A 17074-nucleotide genomic window follows, 5' to 3' on the forward strand; every position below is an offset into this window, starting at 1 on the left:
CGGGCGCAATCATGGGCAAACAGCCCACCCTGCGGGGAATTACCTTAAGTAGCGAAGAGCATCAACAACAAATAATCCAGTCATTTGAAAAGTCAAGGGTCCGTGCAGTCATTGATTCCGTCTGGTCGCTGAACGAAATAAAGGATGCATTCCGACATCTACGCATTGGTAAAAATATAGGGAAATGAGGGTGAAGATTTGACGTGAACGCGGACTTTTGTCGGCGTTTATTGAGTAAAAATGCGCAATGCTTCCAAATCATCAACACTCTGTTGACTAAGTCGGTTTTCGCCTTAAAATTAAATCATCAAGTGATGATTTAAAAGGATGCGTTATGAAAATCACAGATCTGAATGGCTCCTATCTGTCGCGTCGTTCGCTATTAGCGGGCGCTGTCAGTATGGCAGTCACTAACATGATAATGCCTAGGCTCTCTTTTGCCGGGGCCGTCAGTCAAAATGGGGAAAAGATTATGCTCAAAACACGAATTTATGGTGATGCAGCATACCCCGTCTGGTACCGCCGTCCGCTTCCACTGAATGCACCGCGAGCGCGGTACCCTGGATTTGCACCGGGTATCACCGTTCTGAAGAAAGGTACGGTGCGCCGAGAAGGTGCGAGACCACTGCCCTGCGACATCTTGTTTGAGCGTGACGTTGCTCTTAAAATGCGCGATGGAATAACTATTTACACAGATGTTTTCCGCCCGATAAAAGAGGGGAAATACCCCGCCTTGGTGGCATGGAGTCCTTATGGCAAGGAGATTGGCGGGCAGTGGCTGGACGATATCCAGGAACGTTCCGGTGTACCGCTGGATTGGGTGTCAGAACTGCAAAAGTTCGAGGGACCAGACCCGGCATTTTGGGTTAATGAAGGATATGTTATTCTCAATCCCGACCCTCGAGGCGCCTATAAGTCTGAGGGGAATATCTCTTATTGGGGACGTCAACTGGCTGAAGACGGCTACGACTTCATTGAGTGGGCGGCCCAACAGTCCTGGAGCAGCGGAAAAGTCGGTATGGCGGGCAACTCCTGGCTTGCCGTATCTCAGTGGTTCATCGCGGCAGAGCAGCCGCCGCATCTTACTGCCATAGCTCCCTGGGAAGGTTTTGTCGATCACTTCCGCGAAACCGGTAACCGGGGAGGCATACCTGCACCAGCATTCCCGGAAGTTATCCTGAAATCATTTGCCGGGGGAAATCTGGTTGAAGATCAACCCAGAATGATCATGGAGACACAACTGATGGATCCTTACTGGGAGGATAAAAAAGCACGGCTTGAGCGCATTAAAATTCCCACTTATGTCGTGGCCAGTTATACAAACCATGCACACACTCACGGATCATTTGCCGGCTATCGTCAGATAGCCTCGGAGGAAAAATGGCTCCGAGTGAACAATACCAATGAATGGCTGGATTTTTACACGCCAAAATATGCACATGAGCTGCTGGCATTTTTCGATCATTACCTTAAAGGCGCTAATAACGGCTGGGAGCAAACGCCTCGCGTCCGTATATGCGTACTGGATGCTGGCGGAACCGATATCGTTGACCGGATTGAAGACAGCTGGCCACTGCCTAAGGTGCAGATGAAGCGAATGTTTATTAGTGGCAATGGCCAGCTTGACACATTCGGTCAGAGCTTGTCTGCATCCCTGTCTTATGAGGTGTCAGGCGAAGGAAAAACTGAGCTGCATTACACCTTTACTCAGGAAACTGAGATCATCGGCTATATGAAGCTGAAACTCTGGGTGGAAGCGCGGGGATCGGAAGATATGGAACTGGAGGTTGGCGTTGAGAAGCGCGATAAAAACGGGAAACCCTACGAGCGTCTTCTTGGTGAGGGGGTAAAAGGTCCTGTTGTTGCCTCGGGTTTACTAAGGGTTTCCCAGCGAGCCCTTGATCCTGAGCGGACAACGAACGAAGAACCCTTACTGCTCCACACACATGAAGAAAAACTCAAACCCGGCGAGATTGTACCCGTGGAAATTGGCATCTGGCCAATGGCCATGCGTTATCATCCCGGTGAAGAATTAGTGCTGACCATTGCTGCACAGCGTCCTATCCCAACCAGTATCGATATGGGTTTTGGCTCAGCTATTATCACCTTACCGGCGTCGGGGGGGACGTTTACGCCCGGTAACAAAGTGAAGCGTCTAGCGCTTGGCGGGGATCGCTCAACCCTGCTATCGTTTGTTAGTGAGCAGCAGGTCCAGGCGCCCATGAGCCGTAATGCTGGGACTCATGTCATTCATTTTGGCGGTAAATATGACAGCTATCTACAAGTCCCTTTTATGCCAAAAGATGATATGGTGTCTTGACAACAGACACGTCAGCACCGGCTAGTCCCGGTGCTCTCAATAGCGTAGCATAATGAGTTCAGTAGAAATCAAATCTCCCATGCGAGGCCGCCGGCCCGGCGGTAGAGTATCTGGTCGTGAAGCGTTGCTTCCGGTTGCTACCCGATTTTTTTCACGATATGGCTATGAGGGTGCGTCATTGCGCAAAATAGCCAGCGAGGCAGGTGTCGATATGGCACTGGTGGCACGCCTTTTTGGGTCGAAATCGGCTCTCTGGGAGGCCGTACTCGAATATCTTCTTGAAAAACAGCGCATTCATCTTGCTGAAATAAGGGATATTGATGAGCACTTCAGCACCAATCCAGAAAATTCATTCAGGCGTTTCATTCGCCAACTTATCACCATTAGTATAGACATTCCTGAATTTCCGTCACTGCTGCTTAATGAAGCGGCCAGGGGCGAAGTGCGTCTGGATCATCTCCTTCGGTATCTGGTGTCGCCTTTTCGTGAAAGTTGCCTTCCGGTGATAAAGCAGGCAATCGCCCATGACATCATTAATGGGAAACAACCGGAAATAATTTTTGCACTACTGATTTCGGCCATTTCATTGCCAATTATCACGCCCGGCCTGATAAGCCAGGGTGCGGAGCAATCGTCTTCATTTCTTGATGACATGGCGGACGAAGCTATCCGTCTATTCGCCGGCTCGCAGATCATCTTCTGATACATGTGGAAAAGACTTCAGTATTTCGCAGGTGAACTCCGCAGCTTACCTGTCTGGCGCGCTTAACGTCCGGGTTGTCAAAGCAAAATATACGCTTTGGAACGGTTACCACCAATCCGGCGCTTTCTGCTTTTTCTGCCCAATAAAGCAATGGCAATATGCGGGACAGGGATGTAGGTTCGCAATGGCTGTGTTTCAGCAGCCCAGACTGATTATGTCGGGGTAATCTCTTCTGTTCAACGGCTTCTTCACTCAGTACGCTGCAGGGCCTCGGCGGAGGTCGGCGACGGATACCTCATAGGGATATCATGGATCTTACGCCGAGCGTGGGCCCCATTGCAGCCGACCTCGCGGATACGGTCTTCTTTATACAGCGGGTTGAAGCCCGCATCCGCCTTCGCCTGCAACAGCCCGCTGAACCCTACTGGGATAACGCTTACGTAAATAAAATGGAAACGACGATAGAGTTAAAGGAATATATCATCTGATGATGATATATTTGCCACATGAATTTATGCTGGTTCACCTTTTTGAAAAACAGAGTGACCGGAATGTGATTTTAACGAGCTATTGATGTTAACTAGGGGAAAATGATGATAAGAGGAGTACTGGCGTTAGGCCTGACCGCCGCAATGAATGTTGTGTGGGCTGCCGATGTGCCTGACAATTTTCTGTGGGGTGCAGCATCAGCCGCTTACCAGGTTGAAGGCGCAAACAATGCAGACGGGAAAGGCCGGTCCGTATGGGACTATTATCTTGATGAAAAACATCTTGCAGGGCCAGGCATTTCAGGAAATGTAGCCATTAATTTTTATGATCGTGCCCAATATTTGAAAGATATTGAGCTATTCAAATCGCTCGGTCTGAACAGCTATCGCTTCTCTATTGCCTGGACCCGCATTATCCCAGATGGTCAGGGACCAGTGAACTTGCAGGCCATCGCCCATTATCGCCAGTTCATTGCGGACCTTAAGGCGGCCGGTATTGTACCGCTTGTGACCCTGTATCACTGGGACATGCCAGAGTCGCTGGCTGCGGCCGGAGGGTGGGAAAATCGTGAATCTGTAGAGTGGTTTCGTCGCTATGCAGAGGTCATCTTTGCCAACTTCTCAGACCAGGTCGACCAATTCGTTCTGATTAATGAGCCGACCGTTGAGGTCGCAACAAAAATCATGGCCGAGAAACGGATAAAGGGTGAAGAGATTAAGTTTCCTCCCATCGTGCCAACGCTGCCTTACCTTGAGACTTCGCTCAAGTCATACAATCACATCCTGCTGGCATCTGCCGCCGCAGCGGAAAGTTTTAAAGCGAAACAGTATAAAGGCCGTCTGGGCATTGCGCTGCCTTTCTTTCCTGTGCTGACGGGAAAAAAAGCGTCAAAAGAGGATAAAGACAACGCCCGGCTCGTTGACGGTATTTTGAACCGCTGGTTCCTTGATGCAATGTACAAAGGAACCTATCCGGCTGATGTCCTACAACTGGTGTCAGCATATCATCTGGATATAGATGTTCAGCCTGATGATGCCAGACGAATTCACGACGCTGGTTTGGGCTTCCTTGGTATTAATTATTACGCCCCTTTTTTCATTCGCCATCAGCAAAGCAGTAACGAAAGCTACGCCCCTGAACTTTTCTTCCCGCCTGATGAAAAACTTGCTTTTAATGGCGCGGTCAGACCCGATCAATTTTCCGCTCTGCTTGAGCGCGTGAGGGATGAATATGGTAACCCACCTGTCATCATCACCGAAAATGGTGCAGGTTTTGAGGGGGAGGACAAGTTAATCAATGGTAAAGTTACCGACGTAAATCGCTGTCTCTACCTGGTCGCTCACATCGCTGCCATGAAACGATCAATTGCGAAGGGCGCTAATGTCCAGGGTTACCACGTCTGGTCCAGTCATGACAATCTTGAATGGCTGAGCGGGTATAAAAGCCGTTTCGGCATGATCTATGTGGATTACGACACGCAGAAGAGAACGCCAAAATTAAGCGCGGAGGTCTACAGCAAAATCATTCATGGCGAAAGAGTCAGCGAAACTGACTGTAAAGGGAGTTAATGCCGGCAGGCAGTAAAACTACATTCAGCAGCTGTGACGGATGTACAGGCACATAGTTACCCCGCGCAATCCGTTATGACTGCTCCGACACCATCAGAATTAACGAGGAGGTCCGTATTACCCCAGGCATTGCGGATATTCTGTTTAGTAGTACATTCTTTTTTTTCTAAACAAATAAACAAACCTAGGAATATTATCTGTTATATCAACACTGCTTTATGTAATTATGCTGGTAATGTCCGTATCAGGTTCATTAAAGCACATGGAGATCTACAGAAGTTTACATTTAATGAAGTAATGGTAATGTCTAAAGAAATAATCATCTTTTTAGTATCGAAAATAAACTATTTAAATAAAATATTGCCATATTGATGAAGCATCTTCGAAAAAATATCAATTGGTTCACAAATGTCCCTTGATACTTTGTTTTTTTTCAACACTAGTTGATAATCATCTATCTTATTTAATAAATGATCAAAATAATAAGTGCGTTTTACGGGATTTTTTGTTTTTATTAGATTAGATGCGGTCTTTCTTATTTGTTTATGTAAATGCAAAAATTCTTTATTGTCTGGGACCTCTGTCCGTAAAAATCTTTGATGTGCAATTATTAATAAAATGGCCAGACGATACTTCTGTATATCGTTTGGAAATGACATCATCATATTATTTAGCCGTGAGTATAAATAAGGTAGGCGATTCTCGCTTCGCTTGGCGGTTCGTGTTGTTAATGCCGTTACAGCACTAGTAACAAAACTATCAAGTAACCTCTGTCCAACCTTTTTATGAGCAAGATTAGGGATAAGAGTAAACACTACCAAAGCGACACAACCGCCAATGAGCTGGCCGGCTGCACTATCAATAAAAGTGATCATATCAAATTTCATGGGATTTGATAGTACTAATATATTTACGGATCCCAATAGCATGCCAAGCATACCCATACGTCTTTTCTGGATTTCAATGCCCGAGAAAAATGTGAGTACACCCAGACTCAGACATAATAGTAGAAGGCTTTGTTGAGTTGAGGGAATTATAAACAAAAAATAGAATGATGCTACCGGAACTGCTAGGGCAAATCCTACAACAAAATCCAACGCTACCAAACGTGGATTATTGGTGCGCATTGCTAATGTTGTCACTACCGCAATTGCCAACATAAAACCACTTCCTGAAGACCAACCGGTCCATAACCACAACAAGCAGCCAAAAGAGGTCGCCAACCAGGTACGTATGCCATTGACTATGGACTGATGCCAGTCTCCCGAATTTTTTTTAATCAACCGCTCACGGCTTAAGACATCTTCTTCAATAATACTAATTGAGCTATTGGTTTGAATACCTTTACCTATTAATAAATAACGTGTAGCAACACCAGTCCAATCAACCACCGGTTGTAATACCTCCTGAATACCATGATTAGCCAGCTCTAGCCGCAAGACCTTTAGGCGAGAATGCACATCTTGCCGGGTTTCCACCGGTGCGCTAAATAAATCTTTAATATTACTTGATAGCTGACTGGAATTATTGAGCAGTACAAAGTAAGTTTCACAAGCATGAGTAATCATCGCCAGTGATAAACTATGAAGGGCTTCGATACGACGTGTTACTCGATGCCAGGCAGAAGATTCAAGTAAAAGATTAGTACGCATTCCCGTAAGACTATTACTTTCATGGACTAGCCTATTCCAGCGTCTGTCAAGTTCACTTTCTTCCATGCTATCCCCGCTTACGCAGAGCTGCATTAAACGGAACTGATCCACTATTAGTTTATCTGCCAAACGGTCGATATCTTTTTTTATCGACCGAGGAGAGAACAGCACATCTGCTAATATAGCACTTAGAATGCCCAGTACGATTTCAGAACAGCGTTCTACCGCGAACTGCGGGGCCAGTAAAAGGTTGGACGTGCTGCTAGCGCAGGTTACGATAAGAATGAGGGAAGTATAACCGGCAAGCGCCCAGGCATAAGAATTTTCTAGAGAAATACGTGAAGAGAAGTAGGAGCAGATGCCTGCCCAAATACAACACACTAGTAGCATGACCATTGGTGCACGAGCGCTTGCAATAATAATCGCCAGACCGAAGGCCGTACCAATAAAGGTTCCTACTATTCTGAGCCAACCTCGATGCCGAATGGCACCAGAGAAGGGTTCTCCCCCCGCGCTAAGAGCGGAACCGCCAGCGACGATTATTGCGGTCATTGCTGACCAGCGTGGGGTTTGTAAATTTAATTCAAATCCAACTACCAACGCGAAAAGCACGGCAAAACTTAACTTAAAAGCAAAACGCATTCTGATCAGAGCTGAAATTAATGACATCAAATACCCTTATATATCAGTGATAACTTTAACAGTGAGGTTGCTATGTTCAGCATCAAAAACAAGTGATGAGATAAAAAGACTATGTGCATGAGACTTTTCCTTATAGTGAATAATTTAAGGAATAAATCACTTGTGCTTTGCTAAATATTGCCAGGTATCATGTTATAAAGTAATGAAGTTAAGAAATATGACGAATCATTCTTTTTGATAATTTATCTCGGAAAGGATTATATGATAGTTTTAATTATAATCATAATATATTATTTTTATCAATCAATCAGTATTAATGATGACTACTGGAATGCGATACTCAAAAAGACGAATTCTATCAAGTAACGATGAATTGATAACTAGGTTTTCTTAATATACTTAAATATGATAAAGCGGTATTGCTTATAAAAAATAATCAAAGAAAGTAGAATTTTACTTACTGTCATTATTGATGTGGCAATATGTTAATTTGTTGAAGTAAATGGCTAAGCCGAATGAAAAAACCATTAAGTTAAAAAAGTATTGTAATAGTACATGAATAAATATTTTAAACCACAAAGAGGTAAGGCTTTATATACTTTCTCTGCGTTTACCCAAGTTCGGCGACGAGGTAACAGGCCTAGAATTTAAGTATGCTTGTCAGAAATTAATATTTACTTGTCGTGCTGGAACCTGTCACGGTAACATTAAGAGTGAAGGCGTCGACTCCATGAATTGTTAAAAATTCTCATGGAAAGGTATCGCAAAAAAACTTATTTAATGAAATTATATGGCCTTAAATAAATTTTATGAATTTTCTATCCCCATCATTCTTAATATTAGAAGATATTTACTTATAACAATAATCTGTTTAGTCAAATGAGAAATAACAGAAAGTTGAATGCATCTTGTATTATATTATACAGTAACACTTAAGCGTTAAAGATATAAAAATTTATATGTTATTCTGGTTATAAGTGAAAATTATTGTTATAATTAAATCATTCATCCAAAGTTAAGATAGCTAATCATGCTTATTAAATCCCCCGAAAATTTAGAGCTACGCCATTTGCGATATTTTTTAGCTGTAGCGAGTGAGTTACATTTTGGAAGAGCCGCTCAGTTGTTAAATATTGTTCAACCGGCCCTTAGTATGCAAATTAAAGCATTGGAAGGTGTTCTCGGGGTTCGTTTGTTTAACCGTACTAATCGACATGTCGAGTTAACGGAAGCCGGCCGGATTTTCTTCCATGAAGCTAAGATGATTCTTGAAAAGGTGGATCACGCTGCACTGTTAGCTAGTCGTGCCGGTGCAGGTGAGATAGGACAACTCAACATTGGATTTTCAGGCAATTCTGCTTATTCTGGTGTTTTATCTTCAACTGTACGTTCTTTTAGACAGCAATATCCTCAGGTGGACATTAGTTTGAATGAAATGTCAATTCGATCACAATTGCAAGGATTACAAAAAAGTCAACTCGATATTGGTTACGTTACATTGTATTCAGTTAGCATCCCCGAGTCTATCAAAATTGCACAAGTCGGTGCATGGCCTTGGATGATTGCATTACCGTCCGACCATGCCATGGCCAACCAAGAAATTATAGATTTAGCGCTATTAGCCGATGAAACATTTTTTGTGTTTACAGATTCGGAATCCAATTTTGAACTCCTTCCTATATTGCAAAAAATATGTGGTTTTATCCCCGAAAAAATCAAACCTGTGAGGAATGCCATGGCCATTATGACGATGATCGCGGGAGGACTCGGTGTTTCTATCTTACCTGAAACATTAAGTAGGATAAAGCTTGAAAATATCATCTATCGTAAGTTACCAAAAAATGATCAAACTGCAAAATTGGCGGTGGCTTGCCGTATCGATGAAGACAATCCAATCATAGAAAATTTTCTCCGTCTAGCCATGAAAAAAACCAATAATTAATAGTTTGCGCCATACTTCGTGTTAATTTTGGCACTATAAAAACAGTTAGTTTAATCGGTTTTATTATCATGTTCGGGTATTATTGTGTTGAAATTCGGTCCCTAGTAAAATTAATTTTTGATACAAAGCATGATAGTGTCCTTATGAGAAAGAAGTTTATTAAAGATGGTGTATGACATTCACTACGCATATTTTACTGGCCTTGATTATTAGGCCGTTACATTAGCTGTTTATCTATAATTACGTGTAATAAGAAGATATTCCCAATATCTCATTGAAAACTCATTTTCTTTCTGTGACCAGTCCCTTGTACTAAGCCATTCTGGCCAACACCTCACGCTAGCGCAACCAGTGATCAGCCTATCTTGTTGGCTTGATTCGAGAAACACTCGCGCAAGCCGTTGGCAAACCGCTGAAATTCCGGCCAGTTCAGTTGCGAACGAGTGGCCTTGGATTCGAATGCGCCATTTCACGTTCATCTCGGTGGCGCGCGGGTTCACTAAAAGGAAAAAAATGTTATCAATACCGTGGTGGAACCGGTGCTGTATCCTTCGCCGCTTCCACTAACGCATCGACGAAGGCGCGCACCTTCGCAGGCAGGTAACGCTTCGAAGGATACATAACCGAGATTGGCACCTCTTCCGTACGGCACTCGGGCAGGACCTGTATGAGTCGTTTCGCTTCAAGATGCTGTTCGAACAGAAATGCGGGCAGATATGCGATGCCCATACCAGACAGGGCGGCCACCAGTAGCGCCTCGCCCCGGTCCGACACGAAACGTTGCCTGCCGGATATCGAACGCCACGATCCGTTGGGACACCTTGTCAGCATCCTGCTCGTTGTGCTCGCGACCGTAACGGCACTAACCGCCATTGTCATCTTTATTGCGTTACGGGGGACCGGACGCGCAGAGGAACTATCGCATTCATCTGACCCCTGACGACATCTTTACTGTCAACTGAAGAGTTCGAGGGGGAATAAGTCTGGAGTATCCGTCGCCTTGTGTCGTGCCACAATGACATGTGCTCACGATCCCAAGGGCAGTCCAATTTCGTTGTTGCCGGTCTTATACCGACGAAACAGCAGGGTACGGGCCGAAGGCCAGTTTCTTTTCTTTGCTCGCGTAACTCCATCCGTCCGTTCAGTGTCTGGGAAAAGCTTGATGCTCACTTTTGCTGATCCAAATAATCAGCTATCCAGTCGGTGAGATTTTCAATATGGACAGCTGCTTCCTTTCCAGATTTTGTTAACTCATATTCCGTATGAGGGGGCATAATCTGATAAACCTGTCGGACGATCATTGAATCTTTTTCTAGCTCATGTAGTGTTTTAATCAGCATCCTGTCTGTAATACCACCCATTTTTCGCTTCAGTGCACCGAAGCGGTGTGGACCATCTATCATAGTAATCAGTGCCAATGTCCCCCAACGACTCGTGATATGGCTGAGCAGCCGCCTGTGAGGACAGTTGGCATCAAACGTTTCACGGCGGCGGAGACGTTCTGCCAGCACATTTTTCATTTAGCAGCATCCTTTATAGATACAGACATTTTTGTAGGTACTTACCTGAATTGCTTAATAGCGCTAAAGTCAGCCGGTCAATATAACTGAAATAGGGAGAAAAACACGACATGAAAGCTGCTCAACGAGGTCAGACAGCCGGTATTGATAGCCTCTCGATTATCGATATCCCGGATCCGGGCAAGCCAGGAAAAGGCGAGATCAGGGTCAGAATTCATAATGTTTCACTTAATTTTCATGATTATAACGTGGTTGCAGGTATTCTTCCCGCCGCTCCCGGACGGGTGCTTATGTCTGACGGCGCCGGCGTTGTCGAGAGCACCGGAGAAGGCGTTTCCGCGTTTAAGCCGGGGGACTCGGTGATATCGACATTTTTTCCGGACTGGGAGAATGGGGAATGTCCTGTTAGCGGATTCAGTCGTACACCGGGCGATGGGCTCGACGGTTATGCAACAACCTTTGTCGTTAGACCAGCACATTATTTCACGCTTGCGCCTGAAGGTTGGTCCCATGCCGAAGCTTCAACACTTCCGACTGCTGCAGTGACGGCGTGGCGTGCACTGGTGGTTGAGGGACGTATCAAGCCGGGTGAGGATGTGCTAATACTCGGTTCAGGCGGTGTGTCTGTTTTTGCTCTTCAGATTGCCAAGATGGCAGGAGCAAGAGTTTGGGCAACATCTTCCTCACCGGATAAAATGATCTGGTTGCGAGACCAGGGCGCTGCGGGCGTTGTGAATTACCAACAAGAACCGGAATGGGGTGAACGAATCTTTGAAATGACAGGAGGCCGAGGTGTCGATCATGTGGTTGAGATTGGAGGTCCGGGCACTCTTGCACAATCTATTAAGGCTTCGCGCATCGGAGGGAAAATCACCTTGATTGGTGTCTTTACCGGTATCGCCGGTGACGTGCCAACCGGAGCAATTATGGGTAAGCAACTGACCGTCAAGGGCATCACAGTGGGTTGCCGCACGCATCAACAGGACATGATTCGGGCCTTAGAAAAAACTGACGTCCGCCCGATGATTGATTCTGTTTGGCCGCTGGACAAAATTGTTGACGCTTTCCAATATCAGCTCAAGGGTAAACATACCGGAAAAATTGTTGTGGAGATTTAATGAAAACGTAGGTGGTGATCTGCGCCCCAATTGTTGGACATCGGACCAGTTTATTTGATGGAGGGGCACAAATGCCGAAGTTTGCATTAGAGTTCAAACAGAAAGTGGCGGAGTAGTATTGGATCATCAAGGGGCAAATACAAGTATCTCCAAGGGAAGCTCAGCCTTGTGTCAGTTGCTGAACTTCATGTTATCAGTCCTAGCACCGTGAGGAAGTGGGTCTATATATATCGAGAGCAGGGCATCGGAACCCTGACGGGGAAGAAGGGCCGCTATATAGCCACAGCCGATTTCAAACTTATCGTCATCAGCGAAATTTTACACAATAAACTCTCGATTCGAGAAGCTGCTGTAAAGTATGGTATTCCTACATTCTATACTGTATCGCTCTGGCTAAAAAATATAATAAGTCAGGAGAAAACGCCTTCACCCGAAAAAAAGGAAAAGCCAGAAGCTTGCCTGAAACGCTGCAATCATTACCATCATCACAGCCATCATTGTTGACCGGCACAGAGCGGGAAGAACTTGAACAGTTGCGGGCTAAGAATGCTAACTTAAAAAAGTTGCAGGCCTTGGTTCCGCAAAAAATCACGTTCATTACCAGGGGAAAAGTAAAGATCGTGAATGAGCTAAGGCATAGGTGGTGGTCACTGCCCCGGCTGTTAAAGGCAGCAGGGCTGCCGCGTAGTACATTCTACTATCATCAGAAAATAATGATCCTCCCGGATCGCTATGAAACCGTAAAGGCGCTGATCCTGAGACTGTATCATCAGAATAAAGGGCGATACGGATACCGACCCCTGAGACTTGCGTGACAAAATGAAGAAATATTGCTTAATGGCAAAACGGTCCGTAGACTGATGCCCGGACCGCAAGGGGGTTCACCCGCAAACGCATCTGGCCGGGTTCAGCGGACTGTTGCAGGGGAAGGAGGATGCGGATGCGGGCTTCAACCCGCTGTATAAAGAAGACCGTATCCGCGAGGTCGGCTGTATGGCCCACGCCCGGCGTAAGATCCATGATATCCCTATGCGGCATCCATCACCGACCACTACCGTAGCCCTGCAGTGGATCGGTGAACTGTATGCGATCGAAGCCGACATCCGGGGGCGTCCGGCCGAAGAACGAAGGCAGGTGCGCGAAGCGCGATCCTGGCCGTTACTGATGAGCCTGGAGAGCTGGATCCGGGAAAAACTCACCACGCTGTCGCGCCTGGCCGATACGGCGAAGGCGTTCAACTACCTGATGAACCACTGGCAGGCACTGTGTTATTACAGTACCGATGGCTGGGCGGAGATCGACAACAATATCGCCGAAAACGCGCTGCGGGTGGTGAGCCTGGGGTCGCAAGAACTCTTATGACCTTTGTCAAGGATTTCGCCCGTACTTATCCCGCACAGCCTGGATCAGCTACGCTGTAGACAGTAACTGGCGTCATGGTGCCTGAAGCGACCGGGCTGTATCCTGAATTTAACAGACTCTTATTTGGGGATGGTTTGCCCCACGATGGTTTTCGTCATGAGCTGGCCTCTTTCTACCTGCTGGTATCGGATTACTGTTTACCGACCTAAATTCTTGACGAGGATCACTCATTCCGTGCCCGGCGCGCTTCAGGGTTTAACGCTGTACCGTTAACTGGATTGTCGGGCTGTCAGGTCAATGTCCCATATAAATCCTGTCAGCTCTCGAGCGACGGCGGTAATGGCAACCTGTGATTTTTTTCCTTTCTGGAGCAATTTTTTATATCGGGAGCAAAGCCGCTGCTGAGCTTTCCAGGCGATATCCTTTGAGTCCTGGGTGACCGAATCAGGCCGGTAGGTTATCAGCCATGCACCCACCTTGGCGGGAGCCCGGTAAGACCAGGCGGATTCATAAAGCAATCTGCGCAGTTCGCTGTTGCCGGTTTTGGTTATTCCCCTGGGCCGGGTTGTATTACCGCTGGAATGCTCACCAGGAATTAACCCCAGATAGGCCATGATTTGTTTGGGATTGGCAAACCGGGAGAAATCACCCAGTTCGGATACCAGGGAAACCGCGATGATTTTCCCCACGCCTTTCAGTGCCTGTAACTGACAGACCACATTGTACAGAGACCACTCTGGCAGCAACCGTTCAATTTCTTTATCCAGTTGCTCAATCCTATTTTCAATTTGTTCCAGGCTCTGGCAATAGTGCTGAAAAGCAATCTGTTGCTATGGAAGGGGGAAAGACTGATCCGCCAGCCACACCCGGTGATTATATCCCCAGGGCTTTTTATCGTAGCGCCTATCGGTACGAAGCAGCATGCTCTGAATACGTTGCCGGGCGATCCTATTATCTAATTTGGCAGCGGTTCTCGCCCGAACCAGATCCCGCATGGCTTCATGAGTCAGATCAGGTATCCAGACCGGAGTGAGTTCGCCGGCACGCAACAGCCGGGCAAGACCGACCGCGTCACGATGGTCATTTTTAATTTTGTCGGTGGGTGATTTGGGAATACGGGAGGGAGCAACAACGATGCATTCGACATTCATCTCAGTAAGTTGGTGATAAATGCCAAATCCACATGGGCCCGCCTCATAACAAGCCGTGATATACGGATGTTGTTTTTGTAGCTTCAGAAATAAATGATGAATGCTCTGCTGCTGATTTGGAATATTCCCGTAGAAGCGGATTTCGCCAAGCCTTTCAGGGTTGGCGATGGCTACAGCCAGCGACTCTTTATGAACATCCAGACCTACATAAACTGATGGAGTACTCGATGCCATGATGACCTCCGAATAATGCACCAATACCAAAGCGATTATATCAAGGTCATACCATCTATCTGTTCTTCGGTTCGGAGAGCGGGCGGCGCGGATGTACACGCTGATCGGCAGTTGCAAACTGAACGGCGTGGAGCGGGAAGCGTATCTGCGCCATGTGCTTGCCACTATCGCGGATCACCCGATCAACAAAATCACAGATCTCCTGCCGTGGAACCTCAACATCCCTGCTGAATAAGCGTCAATACGGCCCTGAGTTGACGCTTATTTCTTAAGCGTAGGCAAGAGATTTTAATTTGATTGAATGGTACTTGGCATGCGTGGTATGCGAAGTGTGACTTGATGGTATCTCCATCTGGCCTGAGTGATACCCTCCTTCATAACCCCGAGTACTGTCGCTTCCCTGTACGAGTTCCGCTAAGCTTGAAACTTGAAATTCGTAAAAAAGATCGGAATGATGCTAGGTGGACGCCAGCAAAATGTTGGCGACAAGTTCTCAATATGAGGTGTGCAATTGGCACATCATGCAAGACTGGCGAGGTAATTTTTCCAGCCCCCGAAAGCAGTAATATCCAGGGCATCCGCCAGCGCATAATTTTCACAGATAAAACCTTTGACCGCACGCCCATCTGCAAGTATCAGCGTACCGATACCAAGGGGGGCAGGGATTTTGTCGACAAACTCGCCGAAGCGCGCCAAAGGAATATCCCAAAGTTCGATTTCGATACTTCGCCCATTTTCCGCCTTCGTCAGGCCCGGTTTAGGCGGTAGTGTCGCGGCCAGCGCGTAGAGACGATACTGCGGAGCGGTGCTGCCTGTCTCGACAAAAACCGCACCACGAGAGGTCAATTGTTCATTAAGCGGCATACCGCGCAGATGGGCGCCGACCACCGCTACCCTGACATGCAAAAGTGAAGGTTCTCTGAGAACCGGCCGTTGCGCCGGTATGGCGCGGCCGGTCGCACCGAGCGGCAGGTTCAGCCCTTGTTGCCAGCGCATGCCGAAATCGGCCAGCGCCCGGTCATGCCAGGCGGGTGCGATAAGCGTAATACCTGCCGGTAAACCGTCGTCGCGCAGTGATGAAGGCAACGCCAAAGCGCACAAATCCGCCAAATTGGTAAAATTGGTATAAATACCGAACTGTGAATTGTAATGCACCGGTTCCTGTTTCATCTCATCAATAGTACGAATGGTGGGGGAGGTAGGCACTAATAGCGCGTCAAAGAGGCGCAGTGTCTCATTGATACTCCTGGACAACTCCGCTCGCAGATACTCGGCCCGCCAGGCATCGCAAGCGCTATAGTCCAGCCCTTTAGCGATAATGCTTCTTACCACCGGATCCAGGCTGGCGGGATCATCTTGCAATCGGGAACCAATGATGACCGTACGTTCTGCCACCCATGCGGCCTCATAAAGCTGCTCGGCCAAGCTGCTGAATGGAGTATAATCAATGACCTCCAAAATTGCGCCGCTGTCTTGCAGCTTTTGCAGCGCCTGCCGAAAAGCTTGCTCGCTGGCTCGATCGCCAAAAAACTCCACCTTGTCCGGCACGGCTAAGCGCGGCGCGGCCGGCATCAGCGCCGGCGTGGTGCCCGGATGATGCCGGGAATAGGCGTCGTTAACGCTATAGCCGCCGGCAATTTCGGCAATAGTCCAAGCATCGGCAGCGGTCAGGGCAAAGACCGAAACACAGTCATTCAGCCGACAGGCGGGCACCACACCGTGAGTGGAAAGCCAGCCTTTGGTGGGTTTTAGACCGACGATATTATTAAAACCGGCCGGAACACGCCCCGAACCGGCAGTATCGGTGCCCAGGGCAAAGGGTACCAGACCGCGAGCCACCACCGATGCCGAACCTGAACTGGATCCGCCGCTGACATAGTCTGGGTTAAAGCTATTGGTCACCGCTCCGTACGGCGAGCGGGTTCCCACCAGTCCGGTGGCGAATTGATCCAAATTGGTCTTACCGATAACGATAGCGCCCGCCGCGCGTAAGCGAGCAACGACTTGCGCATCACGGGATGCCTCATAGATAAATTCCGGACATGCGGCGCTGGTCGGCCAGCCGCCGACATCAATATTATCTTTGACCGCAAAAGGGATACCGTACAGCGGAAGGGCAGAACGATTGCCTTTGATACTGGCAACGCGTTTTGCAAGCTGGTCGCATTGAAGGGCCAATTGCTCTGGCGTTGCAAGATAGATCCATGCGGTATCCGGTCCACCGAGTCTGGCAAGTAAGGATGTCAAGGTATCCCTTACCGTCTCAGGTTTGCTCTGATAATGCGTTTGCCATTCTTGCACGGTCGCGCAGGTGATATGTCGCATACATAAGTTCCTATTGGGATGTGAGGATTAACGCTCCCGGCCTCTAAT

Annotated in this window: 11 protein-coding genes and 4 pseudogenes; 9 read left to right on the forward strand and 6 right to left on the reverse strand. The window is 47.3% G+C overall.

Annotated elements, in window-relative coordinates; genetic code table 11:
- Positions 1-11 precede the first annotated feature (11 nt).
- From ACL2XQ_RS09890 to ACL2XQ_RS09900, 3 genes are all read left to right on the forward strand, one after another.
- Positions 12-188 carry a zinc-binding dehydrogenase gene (locus tag ACL2XQ_RS09890; protein WP_413731040.1) on the forward strand — a complete coding sequence of 59 codons (177 nt, stop codon included), beginning with the start codon at positions 12-14 and terminating at the stop codon, positions 186-188.
- A gap of 146 nt (positions 189-334) precedes the next feature.
- Positions 335-2320, forward strand: coding sequence for a CocE/NonD family hydrolase (locus tag ACL2XQ_RS09895; protein ID WP_413729947.1), 1986 nt, complete (start codon positions 335-337; stop codon positions 2318-2320).
- Positions 2321-2372: 52 nt separating this feature from the next.
- Entirely contained in the window at positions 2373-3023 is a 651-nt protein-coding gene (locus tag ACL2XQ_RS09900; protein WP_413729948.1) for a TetR/AcrR family transcriptional regulator, read from the forward strand.
- A 257-nt stretch (positions 3024-3280) separates the two neighbouring features.
- Here ACL2XQ_RS09900 and ACL2XQ_RS09905 read toward each other — a convergent pair.
- A pseudogene (locus ACL2XQ_RS09905) lies at positions 3281-3445 on the reverse strand (IS66 family transposase); the annotation flags it as partial.
- Between the two features lie 168 nt (positions 3446-3613).
- Here ACL2XQ_RS09905 and ACL2XQ_RS09910 point away from each other — a divergent pair.
- The gene (locus ACL2XQ_RS09910) at positions 3614-5080 is read left to right on the forward strand and encodes a glycoside hydrolase family 1 protein (protein ID WP_413729949.1); all 1467 of its coding nucleotides are present in this window, start codon (positions 3614-3616) and stop codon (positions 5078-5080) included.
- Between the two features lie 344 nt (positions 5081-5424).
- On the opposite strand, the gene aaeB is transcribed toward ACL2XQ_RS09910, so the two are convergent.
- On the reverse strand, positions 5425-7401 hold the full coding sequence (gene aaeB / locus ACL2XQ_RS09915; RefSeq protein ID WP_413729950.1) for a p-hydroxybenzoic acid efflux pump subunit AaeB: 1977 nt from the start codon (positions 7399-7401) through the stop codon (positions 5425-5427).
- Positions 7402-8404: 1003 nt separating this feature from the next.
- Here aaeB and ACL2XQ_RS09920 point away from each other — a divergent pair.
- Positions 8405-9316 (forward strand): LysR substrate-binding domain-containing protein, encoded by a 912-nt coding sequence (locus ACL2XQ_RS09920; RefSeq protein ID WP_413729951.1) that lies wholly within the window; start codon positions 8405-8407, stop codon positions 9314-9316.
- Positions 9317-9835: 519 nt separating this feature from the next.
- Here ACL2XQ_RS09920 and ACL2XQ_RS09925 read toward each other — a convergent pair.
- On the reverse strand, positions 9836-10195 hold the full coding sequence (locus ACL2XQ_RS09925; RefSeq protein WP_413732576.1) for a LysR substrate-binding domain-containing protein: 360 nt from the start codon (positions 10193-10195) through the stop codon (positions 9836-9838).
- Positions 10196-10482: 287 nt separating this feature from the next.
- Positions 10483-10836 carry a winged helix-turn-helix transcriptional regulator gene (locus tag ACL2XQ_RS09930; protein ID WP_413729953.1) on the reverse strand — a complete coding sequence of 118 codons (354 nt, stop codon included), beginning with the start codon at positions 10834-10836 and terminating at the stop codon, positions 10483-10485.
- Positions 10837-10946: 110 nt separating this feature from the next.
- On the opposite strand from ACL2XQ_RS09930, the gene ACL2XQ_RS09935 reads away from it, so the two are divergent.
- The 3 genes and pseudogenes from ACL2XQ_RS09935 to ACL2XQ_RS09945 all read left to right on the forward strand — a co-directional run.
- The gene (locus ACL2XQ_RS09935; protein ID WP_413729954.1) at positions 10947-11954 is read left to right on the forward strand and encodes a zinc-dependent alcohol dehydrogenase family protein; all 1008 of its coding nucleotides are present in this window, start codon (positions 10947-10949) and stop codon (positions 11952-11954) included.
- Positions 11955-12122: 168 nt separating this feature from the next.
- Positions 12123-12458 (forward strand): helix-turn-helix domain-containing protein, encoded by a 336-nt coding sequence (locus ACL2XQ_RS09940; protein WP_413729955.1) that lies wholly within the window; start codon positions 12123-12125, stop codon positions 12456-12458.
- A gap of 360 nt (positions 12459-12818) precedes the next feature.
- Positions 12819-13313, forward strand: a pseudogene (locus tag ACL2XQ_RS09945) (IS66 family transposase); the annotation flags it as partial.
- Positions 13314-13585: 272 nt separating this feature from the next.
- On the opposite strand, the pseudogene ACL2XQ_RS09950 reads toward ACL2XQ_RS09945, so the two are convergent.
- Positions 13586-14701 (reverse strand): annotated as a pseudogene (locus ACL2XQ_RS09950) (IS110 family transposase).
- A gap of 73 nt (positions 14702-14774) precedes the next feature.
- On the opposite strand from ACL2XQ_RS09950, the pseudogene ACL2XQ_RS09955 reads away from it, so the two are divergent.
- Positions 14775-14936: pseudogene (locus tag ACL2XQ_RS09955) on the forward strand (transposase domain-containing protein); the annotation flags it as partial.
- A 284-nt stretch (positions 14937-15220) separates the two neighbouring features.
- On the opposite strand, the gene atzF reads toward ACL2XQ_RS09955, so the two are convergent.
- A complete protein-coding gene (gene atzF, locus ACL2XQ_RS09960) occupies positions 15221-17026 on the reverse strand; it encodes an allophanate hydrolase (protein ID WP_413729956.1) in 1806 nt (601 codons plus the stop codon).
- Positions 17027-17074 lie beyond the last annotated feature (48 nt).

This window comes from Sodalis sp. RH14, assembly GCF_047324285.1.
In the GTDB taxonomy this organism is placed as follows: domain Bacteria; phylum Pseudomonadota; class Gammaproteobacteria; order Enterobacterales; family Enterobacteriaceae; genus Acerihabitans.